This is a genomic window from Microbacterium sp. NPDC089188 (assembly GCF_040685155.1).
Taxonomy (GTDB): Bacteria; Actinomycetota; Actinomycetes; order Actinomycetales; family Microbacteriaceae; genus Microbacterium; species Microbacterium galbum.
Genome location: NZ_JBFBHH010000004.1, coordinates 132,337 through 152,476, shown reverse-complemented (window position 1 = coordinate 152,476; position 20,140 = coordinate 132,337). Strand labels below are relative to the sequence as shown.

Sequence of the window (20,140 nt, the reverse complement as noted above, 5' to 3'; positions counted from 1 at the left end):
CAGCGCCGCATCCACCCCATCCGCCGAACCAGGAGGTTCCCCATGGCCGGACGTGACAAGGGCATCATCGACCCGCCCATCGACGCTCTGCTCGACAAGGTCGACTCGAAGTACCAGCTCGTCATCTACGCGTCCAAGCGCGCGCGTCAGATCAACGACTACTACTCCGACCTGCACGAGGGCAACCTCTTCGACAACGTCGGCCCGCTCGTCGACTCCACCGTCGAAGACAAGCCGCTGACGATCGCTCTGCACGAGATCCACGAGGACAAGCTGCGCCTTCGCGCCGCCGAGTGATCTGTTCACAGATGTGACGATGCCCCGGGCGGCCTGGCGCCGCCCGGGGCATACTTGTGCCCGTTCCCCGCTCGCAACCACCCCGGAGTCGTCTTGACCGACCTGCGCCTGTTCACGTCCGAGTCCGTCACCGAAGGACACCCCGACAAGATCTGCGACCAGATCTCCGACAGCATCCTCGACGCCATCCTCACCGACGACCCCACCGGTCGCGTGGCCGTCGAGACCCTCGTCACGACGGGGCTCGTGCACGTCGCCGGCGAGGTGTCGACGAGCGCCTACGTCGAGATCCCCGCGATCGTGCGCGACGTGGTCAATCGCATCGGCTACACCTCGAGCGACACCGGCTTCGACGGGGAGTCGTGCGGGGTCAGCGTGTCGATCGGCGCGCAGTCGTCCGATATCGCCGCGGGCGTCAACAAGGCGTTCGAGCAGCGCGAGCGCGGCTCCGTCGACCCCCGTGATCTCCAGGGCGCGGGTGACCAGGGCATCATGTTCGGCTTCGCCACGAACGAGACGCCCCAGCTCATGCCGATGGCCGCGTGGACCGCCCACCGCATCGCCGAGCGCCTGGCATCCGTCCGCAAGAGCGGCGCGCTGCCCTTCCTCCGCCCCGACGGCAAGACGCAGGTGACCCTCGGCTACGACGGCTTCACCCCGCGCACCGTCGACTCGGTCGTGCTCTCCACGCAGCACCACCCCGACATCTCGCAGGAAGACCTGCGCGCCGAGGTGCAGGCGGCGGTCATCGACCCGGTGCTGGCCGAGACGGGTCTCGAGCTGCCCGACGTGAAGTACTACATCAACCCCGCGGGACCGTTCGTCATCGGAGGGCCCAAGGGCGACGCCGGGCTCACCGGCCGCAAGATCATCATCGACACCTACGGCGGGGCCTCGCGTCACGGCGGTGGCGCCTTCAGCGGAAAGGACCCGTCGAAGGTCGACCGCTCCGCGGCATACGCCATGCGGTGGGTCGCCAAGAACGCGGTGGCAGCGGGCCTGGCCGACCGTCTCGAGGTGCAGGTCGCCTACGCGATCGGCAAGGCGAACCCCGTCGGTCTGTACGTCGAGTCGTTCGGAACGGCGCACGTAGCCGACGACGTCATCGTGCGGGCCATTCGCGACGTGTTCGACCTGCGACCTGCCGCGATCGTCGAGCAGCTCGACCTGCTGCGTCCGATCTACGCGCAGACGGCGACCTACGGCCACTTCGGCCGCGAGCTCTCCGACTTCACGTGGGAGCGCACCGACCGCGTCGACGAGCTGCGCACCTCCGCCGGACTCTGACGGTGGGTGGGGGAGAGCACCCCGCCCGCGTCGAGGGTGCGTGCCAGGGAGGCTCGCGCGGTGACGCGGCCGCTGCCGGCCGCCCGGCTGCTGAGCGGGCCCGCGGCGAGGATGCGCGCTCATGAGCGAGCGCCGCGTCGCGCGCGTGCAGCTCGAATCGCCCGTCCCTCAACTCGACCGCCTGTTCGACTACGCCATCCCGCACCCCCTCGTCGCCGACGTGGCACCGGGGGTACGGGTCAAGGTGCCCCTGCGGTCCGCCGGTCGCATGATGGAGGCGTTCGTCGTCGAGGTCGTCGCCGACGACGGCACCGAACGTCCGCTCTCCTCCGTCGAGGCGGTCGTGTCCACGACGCCCGTGCTGCCGGCACGCCTGTACACGCTCGCTCGGCGCGTCGCCGATCGCGCGGCGGGTTCGGTCAGCGACATCCTGCGTCTGGCCGTGCCCAAGCGCATGGTCCGCGCCGAGAAGGCGTGGGCGGCGGCCCCCGCACCCGCGACGCCCGACGTCGTCCCCGCCGCGCGCGACCACGCCGACAGCGTCCTCGGCGCGTATCCCGGCCTCGGCGCCGCCCTCGACGCGGGCGAGCGCCTCGCGGTCGACGCCCCGCCGCACCCGCACCCCGAGCTGCCACGCGGCGCCTGGGCCGACCTCCTCGCCGCCGCCGCGACGCGCACGCTGGCACGCGGCCGGAGCGCTGTGCTGATCGTGCCCGACTACCGCGACCAAGCACAGCTGCTGGCGGCCCTGGCCGAGCTCGTGCCGGCGGAGGCGATCGTCCGCGACGACGCCGACCAGTCGGGTCCCGCGCGCTACGGGCAGTATCTGCGCACCCTCGCCCCCGTCCCGTGCATCGTCGTCGGACGTCGCTCGGCGGTGTACGCCCCCGCGCACGACACGGGCCTGGTCGCGCTGTGGGACGACGGCGATTCGCTGCTCGCCGAACCGCTCTCGCCGGGCGTGCACGCGCGCGACGCCGCCCTCGTGCGACAGGAGATCGAGCACTCGGCGCTCGTGTTCGCCGGACACACGCGCACCTCCGACGTTCAGCGACTGGTCGACGTCGGCTACGTGCGCGAGGTGCCCCAGGCACGACGCCCCAGCCCCCGTGTGGTGCTGAGTGCGACGCGCGAGGGCGAGCAGCGGCAGTCCCGCGTCCCGTCCTCGGCCTTCGCCGCCGCGCGCGAAGCCCTGCAGCACGGACCGGTGCTCGTGCAGGTCGCGCGTCCGGGCTACGCGCCGTCGCTCGTGTGCGCCGACTGCCGCCGGCCCGCGCGGTGCCCGCACTGCGCGGGTCCCCTCCGCGCCGCCCGCCCCGGGGCGACGCCGGTGTGCGCGTGGTGCGGCCGCAGCGCGCACGCGTGGTCGTGCGGTCACTGTGGGTCGGTCAAACTGCGCATGGCCTCTTCGGGCAGCGAGCGTACGGCCGATGAGCTCGGCCGGGCCTTCCCGAACACACGGGTGATCGTCGCCGACGGCGCGCACCAGGTCGCCGAGGTGGATGCCGCCCCGGCCCTGGTGATCGCGACGCGCGGCGCCGAACCGCTCGCGCGCGGCGGGTACCGCGCCGTGATCCTGCTCGACGGCGACCGCATGCTGCAGAACGAGGCGCTGCGCATCGGGGAGCACTGCCTGCGCTGGTGGTCGAACGCCGCGGCCCTCGCCGCGCCCGGCGCGCCCGTTCACCTCGTCGGCGTCGCCGGGCCCGTCGCGCGGGCGCTCGCGACCTGGACGCAGCCGGCCTACGCCCGCGCCGAGCTCGCGGACCGCGCGCCGCTGCGGATGCCCCCGGCCGTCCGCGTGGCGAGCGTCGACGGACACGCCCGGAGCGTCGACACGCTCCTCGCCTTCCTCCGCGAGACGGTGCCCGATCTCGACGCCCTCGCCGTCCTGGGGCCGGTCGACACCTCGACCGACCCCGACACCGCGACGGCCCGCGCGCTCGTGCGCTTCGACTACGCCCACGGCCGCGCGGTCGCGGAGGCGCTGCGCGCGGGAGTCATCGCCGACGCGCTGCGGGCGCGCAAGTCGCGCAAAGATCGCGGTCCCCGCCCGCGCAGTACGCTCAGAGTCCGCCTCGACATCCCCGAGCCCGACCTCTGAGCGCGCCCCCACCCATCCGCCCGCTTCCGAGAGTCTGAGGAGAACCATGCGCCTCGTCTTCGCCGGCACCCCCGCCGTCGCCGTCCCGTCGCTCCGCGCCCTGGCATCCGGTCCCCATGAGATCGCCGCGGTCGTCACGCGCAGCGACGCCCCGCTCGGACGAAAGCGCGTCCTGACGCCGTCGCCGGTCGCGCAGGCCGCCGACGAGCTCGGCCTGCCCGTCATCAAGGCCGATCGCCTCGACGCCGACGCCACGGCCCGCATCGCCGCGCTCGAGCCGCACCTCGGCGTGATCGTCGCCTATGGCGGTCTCGTACGCGAGCCGCTGCTCTCGACCCCCGATCGCGGCTGGATCAACCTGCACTTCTCGCTGCTGCCGCGCTGGCGTGGAGCCGCCCCCGTGCAGCGCGCGCTCATCGCGGGCGACGCCGTCACGGGAGCCAGCGTGTTCCAGCTCGTCGCCGCCCTCGACGCCGGCGACGTCTTCGCCGAGGAGCGGTACGAGGTCCCGTCGGGGGCGACCTCGGCGGACCTCCTGGACGCCCTCGCCGACATCGGCGCTCCTCTGCTCGCGCGCGTCGTCGACGGGATCGCCGACGGCACCGCCGTCGCGGCCCCGCAGGAGGGCGAGCCCACCCTCGCCCCGAAGCTCACCCTCGACGACGGCGCCCTCGACCTCACCCGCGACGCAGCCTCGCTCCTGCACCAGATCGCGGGCGTCACCCCCGAGCCCGGGGCCCACACCACCTTCGACGGCGCCCGGTTCAAGGTGCTGCGCGCGTCGGCGTCGGACGCACCGCCCCTTCCGCCCGGCCGGGTCACGGCATCCGGCAAAGAGGTCGTCGTGGGCACGGGCACCTCGCCGCTGCGTCTCGAGACGGTGCAGCCGGCCGGCAAGGGCGCGATGAACGCGGGCGACTGGTTCCGAGGCCTGCGCATCGACCAGCCGGTGCTGGGCGCATGAGCGTTCAGGGAGCACGCGCGGCGGCCTTCGAGGTGCTGCGAGCCGTCTCGGGAGACGAGGCCTACGCCAACCTGCTGCTGCCGCACGCGATCGCCCGGCAGGGTCTGGATGCCAAGGACGCCGGCCTCGCGACCGAGCTGACGTACGGCACCCTCCGCCGTCGCGGCACCTACGACGCGATCATCGCGATCGCCGCCGATCGCACGGTCGACCGCATCGATCCCGCCGTCCTCGATGCGCTCCGCCTCGGCGTCCATCAACTGCTGTCGACGCGCGTCGCCTCGCACGCGGCGGTCAACGAGTCGGTCGAGCTCGCCCGCCGGAACGGGGGCGGGCGCGGTGCCGCCGGGTTCGCCAACGCCGTGCTGCGTCGCGTGTCGCGCGACAACCCGGGGCACTGGATGGAGCGCGTCGCCGAGGGAGCGCGCAGCGACGACGAGCGCATCGGCCTGACGACCTCGCACCCGGTGTGGATCGTGCGGGCCCTGCGTCGCGCTCTGACCGCCGAGGGACGCGCGGATGAGCTCCCCGGACTGCTCGAGGCCGACAACGTCGCTCCGCGCGTGGCGATGATCGCCCTCCCGGGCCTCGCCGAGGTCCCCGACGACGCCACCCCCGCGCGCTTCGCGCCGACGGCGTTCACCACGCGCGGAGGCGACCCCGAGCACCTGATCCGCGAGACGGGCGGACGTGTCCGCGTGCAGGACGAGGGCTCGCAGCTCGCCGCCCTGGCGCTCAGCCGGGCGCTGCCCGTGCGCGAGGGGGAGCGCTGGCTCGACCTGTGCGCCGGCCCCGGAGGCAAGACCGCCCTGCTGGCCGCGGAGGCCCTCGCCCACGGGGCCCGACTGGATGCCAACGAGATCGCGCCGGCGCGAGCGGGACTCGTGCGGCAGGCCGTGGCATCCGTCCCCCTCGAGGTCGAGGTGAGCGAGCAGGACGGGCGCGAGCGCGCGGCCCGCGCGGCGGGGGAGTACGACCGCATCCTCGTCGACGCCCCCTGCACCGGGATCGGAGCCCTGCGCCGACGGCCCGAGGCGCGCTGGCGCAAGACGCCGGCCGACGTGCCCGATCTCACCGAGCTGCAGCGCGAGCTCGTGCTCGCGGCGTTCGAGGCCCTGAAGCCGGGCGGGGTGCTGGCGTATGTCACGTGCTCCCCGCACCTGGCCGAGACCTCCGGAGTGCTGGCCGAGGTGACGCGGACGCTCGGCGACGCGGCGGAGGAGCTCGACGCCCGCGCCGTCGTGCGCGCCGTGGCGGTCGACGACATCGACCTGCCGGAGCAGGCCGACGGCTCGCTCCGCGCTCAACTGTGGCCGCACCGCCACGGCACGGATGCCATGTCGATCGCCCTCCTCCGCAAGCGCTGACGCGCCCGCGCGCCGCGCCGCGCCCCGCCTCCACGCACGCATAAACGGCATCCGTGCCCGGAAACGCTCCCGCAGCGCGTTTCTGAGCACGAATGCCGTTTATGGAGCCGGGCATCGACGGAACCGGCACGCGCAGGGTCACACGCCCATAATGGTCGGGTGCCTACCGACGCCCCGCGCATCAACCCGAGCATCCTGGCCGCCGACTTCGTGAACATGGAGGCCGAGCTCGCGCGCATCGCGGGAGCCGACTTCGTGCACGTCGACGTGATGGACAACCACTTCGTGCCGAACCTCACCTTCGGTCCGCAGATGGTCGGTCGCATCCAGGAGACGAGCCCCGTGCCGCTGGACGTGCACCTCATGATCGACGACCCCGACCGCTGGGCTCCCGCGTACGCCGAGCTCGGTGCGGCTTCCGTCACCTTCCATCTCGAGGCGGCGGCATCCCCGGTCGCCCTCGCCCGCCAGCTGCGCGCGATCGGTGCACGCGCGGGCGTCGCCGTCAAGCCCGGCACGCCGGTCGAGAACCTGTTCGATTCGCTCAACGAGTTCGACCAGATCCTCGTCATGACCGTCGAGCCGGGGTTCGGCGGCCAATCGTTCATGCCCGAGACGATGCCGAAGCTGCGTGCCCTGGCCGACGAGGCGAAACGACGCGGGTCGAGCGTCTGGCTGCAGGTCGACGGGGGCATCGGCGAAGCGACGATCGCCCAGGCCGCCGAGGCCGGGGCCGACACCTTCGTCGCGGGTTCCGCGGTGTTCGGCGCCGACGACCCCGACCGCGCGATCCAGTCGCTGCGCGCCTCCGCCGCCCGCCACCGCCACTGACCGCGCGTTCGTCACCGCCCCCCAGCCGCCCCGCGACAACCCCACCCCCGTCGACCCGATACCCTGGAGGGGTGAAGACCTTCGACGACCTGTTCGCGGAACTCAGCGCCAAGGCCGTCGAGCGACCCGAAGGCTCCGGCACCGTCGCGCAACTCGACGCCGGCGTGCACGCGATCGGCAAGAAGATCGTGGAAGAGGCCGCCGAGGTGTGGATGGCCGCCGAGTACGAGTCCGACGAGGCCGCGGCCGAGGAGATCTCGCAGCTGCTCTACCACCTGCAGACCCTCATGCTCGCGAAGGGGCTGTCGCTCGAAGACGTCTACCGACATCTCTGAGCCGCACTCGCCCTCCCCACGCTCACACAACACGAAAGCCCCCGTCATGCTGCGAATCGCCGTGCCGAACAAGGGGTCGCTCGCCGAGACCGCCGCCGAGATGCTCTCGGAGGCCGGATACACCGGACGACGCGACTCGAAAGACCTGTACACGGTCGACCCCGTCAACGAGGTCGAGTTCTTCTACCTGCGTCCCCGTGACATCGCGACCTACGTCGGCTCCGGCGCGCTGGACGTCGGCATCACCGGTCGCGACCTGCTGCTCGACGCCCGCATGCCCGGCGCGCGAGAGGTTGAGTCCCTCGGCTTCGCCGGCTCCACCTTCCGCTTCGCGGGTCGCCCCGGCCGCTTCACCGACGTGCAGGACCTCCAGGGTCTCCGCGTCGCGACGGCCTACCCGGGCCTGGTCGACGCCTTCCTCGACGAGCGCGGCATCGCCGTCGACATCGTGCCGCTCGACGGCGCGGTCGAGTCGGCCGTGCAGCTCGGAGTGGCGGATGCCGTGGCCGATGTCGTCTCGACCGGCACGACGCTGCGCCAGGCCGGGCTCGAGATCTTCGGACCGGTCCTGCTCGAGAGCGACGCCGTGCTGATCGCCGGTCCGCAGGAGGCCGACGGCACCGAGACGCTGCTGCGACGCCTGCGCGGTGTCCTCGCCGCCCGCAAGTACGTGCTCATCGACTACGACCTGCCCGCCGCCCTCGTCGAGCAGGCGGTCGCGGTGGCCCCGGGTCTGGAATCGCCCACGATCTCGCCGCTGCGCGACCCCGAGTGGGTCGCCGTGCGGGTGATGAGCCCGCGCCGCGACGTCAACCAGGTCATGGACGCGCTCTACGCGATCGGCGCGCGAGCGATCCTCGTCACCGAGATCCTCGCCGCGAGGCTCTGATGACCCTCGCGCGTCGCGTCATCCCCTGCCTCGACGTCGCCGCGGGCCGCGTCGTGAAGGGCGTCAACTTCCTCGACCTGCGCGACATGGGCGACCCTGTCGAGCTCGCGAAGCTCTACTTCGACCAGGGCGCCGACGAGGTCACGTTCCTCGACGTCACCGCCACCGTCGACGAGCGCTCCACCACCTACGACGTCGTGCGCCGCACGGCCGAGCAGGTCTTCATCCCGCTCACCGTGGGCGGGGGAGTGCGCTCGAGCGACGACGTCGCACGACTCCTCGCCGTCGGCGCCGACAAGATCGGCGTCAACTCCGCCGCGATCGCCCGTCCGCAGCTCATCGACGAGATCGCCGACCGCTTCGGCGCCCAGGTCGTCGTGCTCTCGCTCGACGTCAAGCGGGCGGCATCCACCCCGTCCGGCTTCGTGGTGACCACCCACGGCGGCCGCACCGAGACGACCCTCGACGCGCTCGAGTGGGCGCGCGAGGCCGTCGAGCGCGGAGCCGGCGAACTGCTGGTGAACTCGATCGACGCCGACGGCACCGAGCAGGGATTCGACCTCGAGCTCGTGCGGCTCATGCGCCAGGTCGCCGCGGTCCCGGTCATCGCCTCCGGCGGTGCGGGCGCGCTCGAACACTTCGCCCCTGCCGTGCAGGCCGGTGCCGACGCGGTGCTGGCGGCATCCGTGTTCCACTCCGGTCAGCTGACGGTCGGAGAGGTCAAAGACGCCATGGCCGCCGAAGGGATCGAGGTGCGCCGATGAGCGTCGACCGTGTCACCTACAACGCCGACGGTCTGGTTCCCGCCGTCATCCAGCAGTTCGACACGCGCGAGGTGCTGATGATGGGGTGGATGGATGCCGAGGCCCTGAACCGCACCCTCACCAGCGGTCGCGTCACCTTCTGGTCCCGCTCGCGTCAGGAGTACTGGCGCAAGGGCGACACCTCCGGGCACATCCAGATCGTGAAGGGCGCGCGCCTGGACTGCGACGGCGACACACTGCTCATCGAGGTCGACCAGATCGGCGCCGCGTGCCACACCGGCGACCACACGTGCTTCGACGCCGACGACCTGCACCCCGTCGTGGGGGAGCGCTGATGCGACGCGCCCGCTCCCTGGCGGTGCTCGCGATGCTCGCCGCGGGGGCGATTGGCGTCATCGCGTCGACGCAGACGTGGATCGACGTCACCCTCGACGACGGTGCGCAGCAGACCATCGCCGTCTCCGGCGCGGACGCCCTCCCCGTGCTGACCCCCCTCAGCCTCGCTGCCCTGGCCCTGGGCGCGGCCCTGTCGATCGTCGGCCCCGTGCTGCGGTACCTGTTCGGAGTGCTCGGCATCCTGATCGCGGGTCTCGTGGGCGTCGGAACCGCGCAGCTGCTGTTCGCCACCCCCGTCTCGGCGACGGCCGCAGCGGTCACCGAGGCGACGGGGATCTCGGGGACGGATGCCGTCGCCTCGCTCGTCAGCGGCCTGTCACTCACCCCCTGGCCCGCCGTGACGCTGGTGGCCCAGGTCGTCCTCGCCGCGGCGGCCGTCTTCACGCTCGTCACCGCGCGCCGATGGGCCTCGGGCGCGAGCCGCAAGTACCGCACGGCCGAGGAGGCCGGCACCGCCACCGGTCGACCCCACGACGCGATCGACTCGTGGGACGACCTCTCCCGCGGCGACGACCCCACGGCCTGAGACCGACCTCGCGACATCGAGACGACGGCGGGAGAGGCCCACCGCGCTTCGATAGACTGGTCGAACGCTTTCCCCCGCGCCCGCGCGCGACTGTTAGGAGTCCCATGAGCAACCCCATCGGCGATCCCGGCCACGGACACTCGCCCGCCGCCTGGACGGCCGTGATCATCATGCTGGTCGCCTTCACGCTCGGCACGCTGTTCTTCTGGCTCGACATGCCGGTGCTGGTGTGGGCGTCGGTGGGTCTGCTCGTCGTCGGCGCGATCGTCGGCTGGGCCATGACCAAGGCCGGTTACGGCGCGAACGGCGCGAAGTCCAACCCGAAGGCGCACTGACCGTGCTGGCCGATCTGACGGCCGGAGCGGTGGAGGATGCCGAGCAGCGCGCCCAGACGCGCTCGCTCGCCGATGTCGAACGCGATGCCCTCGCGCAGACCCCGGCCCGTGACGCGCTGGCCATGCTGGCCCCCGCCGACCGCGTGAAGATCATCGCCGAGGTCAAGCGCGCGAGCCCCTCGCGCGGCGACCTCGCGTCGATCCCGGATCCCGCGCGACAGGCGCGCCTGTACGAGGAGGGCGGCGCTTCGGCGATCTCCGTGCTCACGGAGGGCCGCAAGTTCAAGGGGAGCCTCGCCGACCTCGAGTCCGTCCGTGCCGCGGTGAGCGTCCCCGTGCTGCGCAAGGACTTCATCGCCACGCCCTACCAGGTGCTCGAGGCTCGCGCGTCGGGCGCCGATCTGGTGCTGCTCATCGTCGCCGCACTCGACGACAAGACGCTCGGCGAGCTGTACGGTCTCGTCACCGACCTGGGCATGACCGCCCTCGTCGAGACGCACTCGGCCGACGAGCTGGAACGGGCCTCGCAGCTCGGGGCGAAGCTCATCGGCGTCAACGCCCGCAACCTCTCGACGTTCGAGCTCGACCGCGACCTGTTCGGCTCGCTCGCCGATCGCTTCCCGGCCGATGCGATCAAGATCGCCGAATCGGCTGTCCTCGCCCCCGCCGACGTCGCCCACTACCGCGCCGCCGGCGCCGACGTGGTGCTCGTCGGCGAGGCCCTCGTGACCGGCGACCCCGTCGCCACCCTCCGCGCGTTCCTCCAGGAGACGTCATGACCACCGTTCCCGTCCAGAAGCTGCGCGACCAGAAGGGGCCGTTCTTCGGCGACTTCGGCGGGCGCTACATGCCCGAGTCGCTCATCGCCGCGATCGACGAGCTCACCGAGGTCTACGAGTCGGCCATGGCCGACCCGGAGTTCCACGCCGAGTTGAGCGCGCTGCTGCACGACTACGCGGGTCGCCCCTCGGTGCTCACCGAGGTGCCGCGCTTCGCCGAGCACGCGGGGGGCGCGCGCGTCTTCCTCAAGCGCGAAGACCTCAATCACACCGGCTCGCACAAGATCAACAACGTGCTCGGCCAGGCGCTGCTCACCAAGCGCCTCGGCAAGACGCGCGTGATCGCCGAGACCGGAGCCGGTCAGCACGGCGTCGCCACCGCGACCGCGGCCGCGCTGTTCGGTCTCGACTGCGTCATCTACATGGGCGAGGTCGACACCGAGCGTCAGGCGCTCAACGTCGCGCGCATGCGCCTGCTGGGCGCCGAGGTCGTACCGGTCACGACGGGGTCGCGCACCCTCAAGGACGCGATCAACGAGGCCTACCGCGACTGGGTCGCGTCGGTCGAGACCACGAACTACATCTTCGGCACCGCGGCGGGCCCGCACCCGTTCCCGGCGATGGTGCGCGACTTCCAGAAGATCATCGGCGAAGAGACGCGCGCCGAGTTCCTCGAACGACTCGGTCGCCTTCCGGATGCCGTTCTCGCCTGCGTCGGCGGCGGATCCAACGCCATCGGCATGTTCGACGCCTTCCTCGACGACGAAGGCGTGGCCCTCTACGGCGTCGAAGCGGCGGGCGACGGCGTCGACACCCCCAAGCACGCGGCGTCCATCGGTCGGGGTCGCCCGGGCGTCCTCCACGGCGCGCGTACCTACGTCCTGCAGGACGAAGACGGTCAGACCACCGAATCGCACTCGATCTCGGCCGGCTTGGACTACCCCGGCGTCGGCCCCGAGCACGCGTGGCTCGCCGACATCGGCCGTGCCCAGTACATCCCGGCCACCGACGACGAGGCCATGCAGGCCCTGCGCCTGCTCTCGCGCACCGAGGGCATCATCCCCGCGATCGAGTCCGCGCACGCCCTCGCGGGCGCCCTGCGCATCGGACGCGAGCTCGGCCCGGATGCCGTCATCGCGATCAACCTCTCCGGCCGCGGCGATAAGGACATGGACACCGCCGCCCGGTACTTCGACCTCTACGACGCGGAGCACGCGCCGGAGATGGCCGAGGGCCGTGCGCAGACGCGCGCCGCCGAGACCGTGGCATCCGCTCCCGGATCCCCGGTCGACGTCGCGCCGGCGCCCGACGCGGCCAGCGGTGCGGGGGTCGAGCTATGACCTCGCGCGTCGCCACGGCGATCGAGGCCGCCCACGCGGACGGTCGCGGCGCGTTCGTCGGCTACCTGCCCGCCGGCTACCCCGACGTCGCCACGAGCATCGAGGCGGCCGTCGCCCTCGCCCAGGCCGGCGCCGATGTCATCGAGCTCGGACCGCCCTACAGCGATCCCGTCATGGACGGCCTGGTCATCCAGGAGGCGACGCAGACGGCGCTGGCAGGCGGCTTCCGCATGCGCGACCTCTTCACGATCATCCGCGAGGTCACGGCGCGCACCGACGTGCCCATCCTCGTCATGACGTACTGGAACCTCGTCGAGCAGTACGGCGTCGACCGATACGCCGACGAACTGGTCGCCGCCGGGGGAGCGGGCCTCATCACGCCCGACATCACCCCCGACGCGGGCGAGGCCTGGATCGCGGCGAGCGAGCGCACGGGGCTCGACCGCGTCTTCCTCGCCGCTCCCACCTCGTCGGACGAGCGTTTGAAGATGATCGTCGACGCCTCCACGGGCTTCGTGTACACCGTGTCGACGATGGGCATCACGGGGGAGCGCGCTTCTCTCGACGCCGCCGCGCGGGGTCTCGTGGAGCGGCTGCGGGCGTTCGGGGCGCAGCACGCGTGCGTGGGTATCGGCATCTCCAACGCCGAGCAGGTCGCCGGTGTCGTCGAGTACGCCGACGGCGCGATCGTCGGCACCGCGCTGGTCAAGGCGCTGCGCGACGGCGGTGTCGACGGCCTCTCCTCGCTCGCGAGGGAGCTGTCCGCGGGCGCCGTTCAGCGCGCCTAGACTCGTCTGCATGACGTTCGCCCTCTCGAGCGCCGCCTCCGGCGTGCTCGCCAGCATCCCGAGCCCGACGATTTCCTACGTCGATCTCGGTCCGCTCCGCATCCACTTCTATGCCCTGTGCATCGTCGCGGGCATCATCGTCGCGGTGTTCCTCACGAACGCCCGTCTGACGCGTCGCGGCGCCGAGAAGTGGGTCGTCATCGACATCTGCCTCCTGGCGGTGCCGCTCGCCATCATCGTGGCGCGCATCTACCACGTGGCCACGCATGCGGGCTTCTACTTCGGCCCCGGCTCCAACCCGTGGAACATCACGCAGCCCGGGTCCGTGTGGGCCATCTGGGAGGGGGGCATCGCCATCTACGGCGCCCTCATCGGCGGCGCCATCGGCGCGATCCTCGGATGCCGCTGGACCGGCATCCGGTTCTGGACCTTCGCCGACGCCCTCGCGCCCGGCCTCATCATCGCCCAGGCCATGGGACGCTTCGGCAACTGGTTCAACCAGGAGCTCTTCGGCCAGCCCACAGACCTGCCGTGGGGGCTCGAGATCGCCGCGGGCAACTCCGCGATCCCCGTCGGCCTGCCCGCGGGCACGCTGTTCCACCCCACCTTCGCCTACGAGGTCATCTGGAACCTGCTCGGCGCCGCGGTCATCCTGTACGTCGGCAAGCGCTTCACGCTCCAGTGGGGCAAGCAGTTCGCGATCTACCTGGTCTGGTACAGCGCCGGCCGCATCGTGTGGGAGTCCATCCGCATCGACCCCAGCGACATCATCCTGGGCCTGCGCACGAACGTCTGGGCCGCGATCTTCGGCGTCATCCTCGGCATCGTCATCTTCGCCGTGCAGTCGCGCCGTCACCACGGTCTCGAGCCGTCACCGTACGTCCCGGGGCGCGAGTCGAAGGCTCCGGGGGCTGTAGACTCAGGCGACCCCTCTGACTTCGTCGACGTGAGCGAGCCGCCCGCGACGAACGACACCGTCGGCACCAGCGCCACAAGCAGCCCCGCCACGAACTAACACTCTGGGCCGACGTCGTCCCATTCGAAGCATCAACGTGAGGACGGTTGATATGGCTTCCAGCCTGCGCTCCGACACCGTCGGAGGAGCATTCCCCGCCCGACAGGGAATGTACGACCCGTCGTTCGAGAAAGACGCCTGTGGCCTCGCCATGGTCGCCACTCTCCGCGGCGAAGCCGGTCACGACATCATCGACCTGGCGCTGACGGCGCTGCGCAACCTCGAGCACCGCGGCGCCATCGGCTCCGACGCGGGCACCGGTGACGGTGCCGGCATCCTGACGCAGATGCCCGACGCATTCCTGCGCGCCGTGGTCGACTTCGACCTGCCGCCGGTGGGGGAGTACGCCGCCGGCATGGTGTTCCTGCCCCTCGGGCACGACGAGCGCGTCGCGATGAAGGCCGGGATCGAAGAGATCGCCCGCCACGAGAACCTCGAGGTGCTCGGCTGGCGCGAGGTGCCCGTCGAGCCCGAGAACCTCGGCAAGCTCGCGTACGAGGCACGCCCCGCGTTCGAGCAGCTCTTCGTGTCGCGCCCCGCCGTCGGCGACCAGCCCGCCCTGGCGGGTATCGCGCTCGACCGCCGCGTCTACCGGCTCCGCAAGCGCGCGCGCCACGAGCTCGAGGCGTACTTCGTCTCGCTCTCCAGCCGCACGTTGGGCTACAAGGGCATGGTCACGACGCTGCAGCTCGAGCCGTTCTACCCCGACCTGCAGGACGAGCGATTCGCGTCCGAGCTGGCCGTGGTGCACTCGCGCTACTCGACCAACACCTTCCCGTCGTGGCCGCTCGCGCAGCCGCTGCGCATGCTCGCGCACAACGGCGAGATCAACACCGTCAAGGGCAACCGCAACTGGATGCGCGCCCGCCAGTCGCAGCTCGAGTCCGAGCTGATCGGCGACGTGCGCCCGCTGCTGCCCATCTGCACCGAGGGCGCCAGTGACTCGGCATCCTTCGACGAGGTGCTGGAGCTGCTGACCCTCACCGGTCGCAGCCTGCCGCACGCGATCATGATGATGGTGCCCGAGGCCTACGAGAAGCAGGCCACGATCGACCCCGATCTGCGCGCCTTCTACGACTACCACTCCATGCAGATGGAGCCGTGGGACGGACCGGCCGCGCTCATCTTCACCGACGGCACGCTCGTCGGCGCCACGCTCGACCGCAACGGTCTGCGCCCGGGCCGGTGGACCGAGACCACCGACGGCCTCGTCGTGATCGGCTCCGAGACCGGTGTGCTCGACTTCGCGCCCGAGCGCATCAAGCGCCGCGGTCGTCTGCAGCCCGGACGCATGTTCCTCGTCGACACGGCCCAGCGCCGCATCGTCGAGGACGAGGAGATCAAGGCCGACCTCGCGGCGCTCCAGCCGTGGGGCGAGTGGGTCGACAAGGGGCGCGTCAAGCTCAGCGAGCTTCCCGAGCGCGAGCACATCGTGCACCCCATCGCCTCGATCACCCGTCGCCAGCGCACCTTCGGCTACACCGAGGAGGAGGTGCGCATCCTGCTGACCCCCATGGGCCAGGGCGGCACCGAGCCGCTCGGTGCGATGGGCAGCGACGCGCCCGTCGCGGTGCTGAGCGATCGTCCGCGCCTTCTGTTCGACTACTTCTCGCAGCAGTTCGCGCAGGTCACCAACCCGCCTCTCGACTCGATCCGCGAGGAGGTCGTCACTTCGCTGTCGCTGGGTCTCGGCCCCGAGCGCAACCTCCTCGACTGGGGCCCGGACCACACCCGCACGGTGACGCTCGACTTCCCCGTCATCGACAACGACGAGCTCGCCAAGATCCAGCACATCGACACCGCCCTGGCCGGGCGCTCCTCGGTGACGATCCGCGGCCTGTACCGCGTCGAAGCGGGGCACAAGGGGCTCCAGAAGCGCCTCACGCAGATGTGCACCGAGGTCGACCAGGCCATCGAGGACGGCGCCGAGTTCATCGTGCTCAGCGACCGCGACAGCAACAAGGACCTCGCGCCGATCCCGTCGCTGCTCATGCTGGCCGCCGTGCACCACCACCTCATCCGCAAGGAGACGCGCATGAAGGTGGGCCTCGTGGTCGAGGCCGGTGACGTGCGCGAGGTGCACCACGTCGCCACCCTCATCGGCTACGGCGCTTCGGCGGTCAACCCGTATCTGGCGATGGAGACGGTCGAATACCTCGTCCGCGCCGGCTTCATCACCGGTGTGACGCCCGAGAAGCCCGTGAAGAACCTGATCTACGCGCTCGGCAAGGGCGTGCTGAAGATCATGTCGAAGATGGGCATCTCGACCGTGTCGTCGTACGCGGGCGCTCAGGTGTTCGAAGCCGTCGGCCTCTCCCGGGAGTTCATCGACGCGTACTTCACCGGAACCGAGACCAAGCTCGGCGGCGTCGGCCTCGACGTCATCGCGGCCGAGAACGCCGCGCGTCACGAGTACGCCTACCCCCAGGATGCCGCGGCGCGCGCGCACGAGCGCCTGTGGACCGGTGGCGAGTACCAGTGGCGTCGCGACGGCGCCCCGCACCTGTTCAACCCCGACACGGTGTTCCGCCTGCAGCACGCGACCCGCGAGCGCCGGTACGACATCTTCCGCGAGTACACGCAGCTCATCGACGACCAGGCGCACGAGCTGAAGACCCTGCGCGGACTCTTCGGCCTGCGCACCGGTCAGCGGCCCGCCGTGCCGATCGACGAGGTCGAGCCCGTCTCCGCGATCGTCAAGCGCTTCTCCACCGGCGCCATGAGCTACGGCTCCATCTCGAAAGAGGCGCACGAGGTCCTCGCGGTCGCGATGAACCGCATCGGCGGCAAGTCGAACACCGGTGAGGGCGGAGAGGACGTCGACCGTCTTCTCGACCCCGAGCGCCGCAGCGCCATCAAGCAGGTGGCATCCGGTCGCTTCGGTGTGACGAGCCTGTACCTGACCGAGGCCGACGACATCCAGATCAAGCTCGCCCAGGGCGCCAAGCCCGGCGAGGGCGGTCAGTTGCCGCCGACGAAGGTGTACCCGTGGGTGGCGCGCACGCGTCACGCGACCGCGGGAGTGGGTCTCATCTCGCCGCCGCCGCACCACGACATCTACTCGATCGAAGACCTCAAGCAGCTCATCTTCGACCTCAAGCGCGCCAACCCCTCGGCCCGCATCCACACGAAGCTCGTCAGCCAGTCGGGCATCGGCGCGGTCGCGGCGGGCGTCGCGAAGGCGCTGAGCGATGTCATCCTGGTCTCGGGTCAGGATGGCGGCACGGGCGCGAGCCCGATGAACTCGCTCAAGCACGCGGGCACCCCGTGGGAGCTGGGCCTGGCCGAGACGCAGCAGACGCTCATGCTCAACGGCATGCGCGACCGCGTCGTCGTGCAGGTCGACGGACAGATGAAGACCGGCCGCGACGTCATCATCGGCGCCCTGCTCGGCGCCGAGGAGTTCGGCTTCGCGACCGCACCCCTGGTCGTCTCGGGCTGCATCATGATGCGCGTGTGCCACCTCGACACCTGCCCCGTGGGCGTCGCGACGCAGAACCCGGTCCTGCGCCAGCGCTTCACCGGCAAGGCCGAGTACATCGTGAACTTCATGGAGTTCATCGCGCAGGAGGTGCGCGAGTACCTCGCCGCCCTCGGCTACCGCTCGATCGACGAGATCGTCGGCCGGTCCGAGCTGCTCGATGCGAACGAGGCGATCCAGCACTGGAAGGCGCGCGGTCTCAACCTCGCGCCGATCCTCGAGGGACCGCGCTTCGCCGACGACGAGCCGCGCCGTCACGCCCGCAACCAGGACCACGAGCTCGACGACCACTTCGACGTGCAGCTCATCGAGCGCGCGCAGGACGTCATCGCGCACGGAGGCCAGCTCACGATCGACCTGCCCATCCGCAACACCGCCCGTGCGGTGGGGACCATGCTGGGCCACCACGTCACCAAGGCGCGGGGCGAGCACGGTCTGCCGGAGAACTCGATCGACGTGCGCCTGACCGGTTCGGCCGGGCAGTCGTTCGGCGCGTTCATGCCCGCCGGCATCACGCTGCGTCTCGAGGGCGACTCGAACGACTACGTGGGCAAGGGGCTCTCTGGCGGAACGATCGTGGTGCGCCCGCCGCGCGGGTCGTCCTTCGCCGCGAGCGAGAACGTCATCGCCGGAAACGTCATCGGCTACGGCGCCACGCAGGGACAGATGTTCCTCAACGGTGTGGTGGGCGAGCGCTTCCTCGTGCGCAACTCCGGAGCCACGGCGGTCGTCGAGGGTGTGGGCGACCACGCGCTCGAGTACATGACCGGCGGACTCGCCGTCATCCTCGGCGCCACCGGCCGCAACCTCGGCGCCGGCATGTCGGGCGGACAGGCCTACGTCTACGAGCTCGACCGCGACAAGGTGAACCGCGAGGCCATGGCATCCGGTGAGCTCGTCCTCGGCGCCCTCGGATCGGGGGATGCCGAGATCCTCCGCGACCTGCTCGAGAAGCACGTCGCGGAGACCGATTCCACGCTGGCCCGTCGTCTGCTCGACGACTTCGAGGCCGAGGTGGACAACTTCGTCCGGGTGCTGCCGCGCGACTACGCCGCTGTGCTGCAGACCCGCCAGGAGGCGGTGGCCGAGGGGCTGGACCCCGACGGCGACGTCGTCTGGACGCGCATTCTGGAGGTGACGGGTGGCTGACCCGAAGGGCTTTCTCAAGACCACGGAGCGCGAGCTCCCGAAGCGTCGACCGGTGCCCGTGCGCATCATGGACTGGAAAGAGGTGTACGAGCCGGGTGATTCGGCCGTCATCAAGCGCCAGGCCGGCCGCTGCATGGACTGCGGTATCCCGTTCTGCCACAAGGGGTGCCCGCTCGGAAATCTGATCCCCGAGTGGAACGACCTCACGTGGCGCGGCGAGGGCCGCGCGGCGATCGAGCGCCTGCACGCGACCAACAACTTCCCGGAGTTCACGGGGCGCCTGTGCCCCGCGCCCTGCGAGAGCTCGTGCGTGCTCGGCATCAACCAGCCGGCCGTGACGATCAAGCAGGTCGAGGTCTCGATCATCGACGAGGCGTTCGGCAACGGCTGGGTCGAGCCCGAGCCGCCGGAGCGTCTGACGGGTAAGACCGTGGCGGTCGTCGGCTCCGGGCCCGCGGGTCTCGCGGCCGCGCAGCAGCTGACCCGCGCCGGGCACACCGTCGCCGTCTTCGAGCGCGACGACCGCATCGGCGGTCTGCTGCGCTACGGCATCCCCGATTTCAAGATGGAGAAGCGCCACCTCGAGCTGCGCCTGCGCCAGATGCAGGCCGAGGGCACCCGCTTCCGCGCGGGCGTCAAGATCGGCACGGACATCTCGTGGAGCGACCTGCGCGCGCGCTACGACGCCGTCGTGGTGGCCACCGGTTCGACCGTGCCGCGCGACCTCGCCATCCCGGGTCGCGACCTCGACGGCGTGCACTACGCCATGGAATACCTCATCGAGGGCAACAAGGCCGTCGCGGGTGACCAGATCCCGCAGCAGATCAGCGCCGCCGGCAAGCACGTGGTGGTCATCGGCGGTGGCGACACCGGCGCCGACTGCATCGGTACGGCCCACCGCCAGGGCGCGCTGAGCGTGACGAACCTCGCGATCGGCAAGCAGCCGCCCTCCGAGCGTCCGTCCGAGCAGCCCTGGCCGATGATGCCGAACCTGTTCGAGATGGCATCCGCTCACGAGGAGGGCGGGGAGCGCACGTTCCTCGCCTCGACCGTGGAGTTCCTCGGCAATGCCGCGGGAGAGGTGCGCGCGCTGCGCGTGGCCGAGACCGAGTACGTCGACGGCCGTCGCGTGCCCAAGAGCGGCACCGAACGCGAGATCCCCGCCGACCTCGTGCTGATCGCGATGGGCTTCACCGGCCCGGAGCGGGAGCACCTGGAGAGCCAGCTCGGCACGCAGTTCACGAACCGCGGCAACGTCGAGCGCGACGCGACCTACGCCACGACGACGCCGGGCGTGTTCGTCGCCGGCGACGCGGGGCGCGGACAGTCGCTCATCGTGTGGGCCATCGCGGAGGGCCGCGCGGCCGCCGCCGAGGTCGACACCTTCCTCATGGGCGAAACGGTGCTCCCCGCGCCGGTGCGCCCGACCGATGTCGCCATCGGCCTCCTGCCCGCCTAAGCTGGCAAGGGCCGATCGGCCACTTCCCGAAAAT

18 protein-coding genes are annotated in these 20,140 nt (G+C 71.3%); all 18 read left to right on the top strand.

Annotation, left to right across the window (positions count from 1 at the left end; translation table 11 throughout):
* Positions 1 to 42 precede the first annotated feature (42 nt).
* Positions 43 to 297 carry a DNA-directed RNA polymerase subunit omega gene (gene rpoZ, locus AB0N80_RS13800; protein WP_055837405.1) on the top strand — a complete coding sequence of 85 codons (255 nt, stop codon included), beginning with the start codon at positions 43 to 45 and terminating at the stop codon, positions 295 to 297.
* A 93-nt stretch (positions 298 to 390) separates the two neighbouring features.
* Positions 391 to 1,584 carry a methionine adenosyltransferase gene (gene metK / locus AB0N80_RS13795; RefSeq protein WP_315995768.1) on the top strand — a complete coding sequence of 398 codons (1,194 nt, stop codon included), beginning with the start codon at positions 391 to 393 and terminating at the stop codon, positions 1,582 to 1,584.
* 121 nt (positions 1,585 to 1,705) lie between these two features.
* Entirely contained in the window at positions 1,706 to 3,688 is a 1,983-nt protein-coding gene (locus AB0N80_RS13790) for a primosomal protein N' (protein ID WP_363579016.1), read from the top strand.
* Positions 3,689 to 3,734: 46 nt separating this feature from the next.
* Positions 3,735 to 4,652: a methionyl-tRNA formyltransferase gene (gene fmt / locus AB0N80_RS13785; protein ID WP_363579015.1), complete on the top strand. Its 918-nt coding sequence runs from the start codon at positions 3,735 to 3,737 to the stop codon at positions 4,650 to 4,652.
* Positions 4,649 to 6,019: a transcription antitermination factor NusB gene (locus AB0N80_RS13780; protein WP_363579014.1), complete on the top strand. Its 1,371-nt coding sequence runs from the start codon at positions 4,649 to 4,651 to the stop codon at positions 6,017 to 6,019. The genes fmt and AB0N80_RS13780 overlap by 4 nt, the downstream gene beginning before the upstream one ends.
* A gap of 159 nt (positions 6,020 to 6,178) precedes the next feature.
* Positions 6,179 to 6,850, top strand: a complete 672-nt coding sequence (gene rpe / locus AB0N80_RS13775) for a ribulose-phosphate 3-epimerase (protein WP_315995772.1) — start codon at positions 6,179 to 6,181, stop codon at positions 6,848 to 6,850.
* A 71-nt stretch (positions 6,851 to 6,921) separates the two neighbouring features.
* Complete coding sequence (locus AB0N80_RS13770) at positions 6,922 to 7,185, top strand: phosphoribosyl-ATP diphosphatase (protein WP_094732978.1); 264 nt, start codon at positions 6,922 to 6,924, stop codon at positions 7,183 to 7,185.
* Between the two features lie 46 nt (positions 7,186 to 7,231).
* Positions 7,232 to 8,074 carry an ATP phosphoribosyltransferase gene (hisG, locus tag AB0N80_RS13765; RefSeq protein WP_076675493.1) on the top strand — a complete coding sequence of 281 codons (843 nt, stop codon included), beginning with the start codon at positions 7,232 to 7,234 and terminating at the stop codon, positions 8,072 to 8,074.
* Complete coding sequence (gene hisF / locus AB0N80_RS13760) at positions 8,074 to 8,838, top strand: imidazole glycerol phosphate synthase subunit HisF (RefSeq protein WP_363579013.1); 765 nt, start codon at positions 8,074 to 8,076, stop codon at positions 8,836 to 8,838. The genes hisG and hisF overlap by 1 nt, the downstream gene beginning before the upstream one ends.
* Positions 8,835 to 9,173, top strand: coding sequence for a phosphoribosyl-AMP cyclohydrolase (gene hisI, locus AB0N80_RS13755; protein ID WP_363391474.1), 339 nt, complete (start codon positions 8,835 to 8,837; stop codon positions 9,171 to 9,173). The genes hisF and hisI overlap by 4 nt, the downstream gene beginning before the upstream one ends.
* Positions 9,173 to 9,760, top strand: a complete 588-nt coding sequence (locus AB0N80_RS13750) for a Trp biosynthesis-associated membrane protein (RefSeq protein WP_315995775.1) — start codon at positions 9,173 to 9,175, stop codon at positions 9,758 to 9,760. Before hisI ends, AB0N80_RS13750 begins: the two co-directional genes overlap by 1 nt.
* Before the next feature lie 104 nt (positions 9,761 to 9,864).
* Complete coding sequence (locus tag AB0N80_RS13745; RefSeq protein WP_116239751.1) at positions 9,865 to 10,095, top strand: DUF6704 family protein; 231 nt, start codon at positions 9,865 to 9,867, stop codon at positions 10,093 to 10,095.
* A 2-nt stretch (positions 10,096 to 10,097) separates the two neighbouring features.
* On the top strand, positions 10,098 to 10,874 hold the full coding sequence (trpC, locus tag AB0N80_RS13740; protein ID WP_363579012.1) for an indole-3-glycerol phosphate synthase TrpC: 777 nt from the start codon (positions 10,098 to 10,100) through the stop codon (positions 10,872 to 10,874).
* The gene (gene trpB, locus AB0N80_RS13735) at positions 10,871 to 12,214 is read left to right on the top strand and encodes a tryptophan synthase subunit beta (protein WP_315995777.1); all 1,344 of its coding nucleotides are present in this window, start codon (positions 10,871 to 10,873) and stop codon (positions 12,212 to 12,214) included. The genes trpC and trpB overlap by 4 nt, the downstream gene beginning before the upstream one ends.
* Positions 12,211 to 13,002 (top strand): tryptophan synthase subunit alpha, encoded by a 792-nt coding sequence (trpA, locus tag AB0N80_RS13730; protein ID WP_363579011.1) that lies wholly within the window; start codon positions 12,211 to 12,213, stop codon positions 13,000 to 13,002. Before trpB ends, trpA begins: the two co-directional genes overlap by 4 nt.
* 10 nt (positions 13,003 to 13,012) lie before the next feature.
* A complete protein-coding gene (gene lgt, locus AB0N80_RS13725) occupies positions 13,013 to 14,017 on the top strand; it encodes a prolipoprotein diacylglyceryl transferase (RefSeq protein WP_363579010.1) in 1,005 nt (334 codons plus the stop codon).
* Between the two features lie 52 nt (positions 14,018 to 14,069).
* Positions 14,070 to 18,647, top strand: a complete 4,578-nt coding sequence (gene gltB / locus AB0N80_RS13720) for a glutamate synthase large subunit (protein WP_363579009.1) — start codon at positions 14,070 to 14,072, stop codon at positions 18,645 to 18,647.
* Positions 18,640 to 20,106 (top strand): glutamate synthase subunit beta, encoded by a 1,467-nt coding sequence (locus tag AB0N80_RS13715; RefSeq protein WP_363579008.1) that lies wholly within the window; start codon positions 18,640 to 18,642, stop codon positions 20,104 to 20,106. Before gltB ends, AB0N80_RS13715 begins: the two co-directional genes overlap by 8 nt.
* Positions 20,107 to 20,140 lie beyond the last annotated feature (34 nt).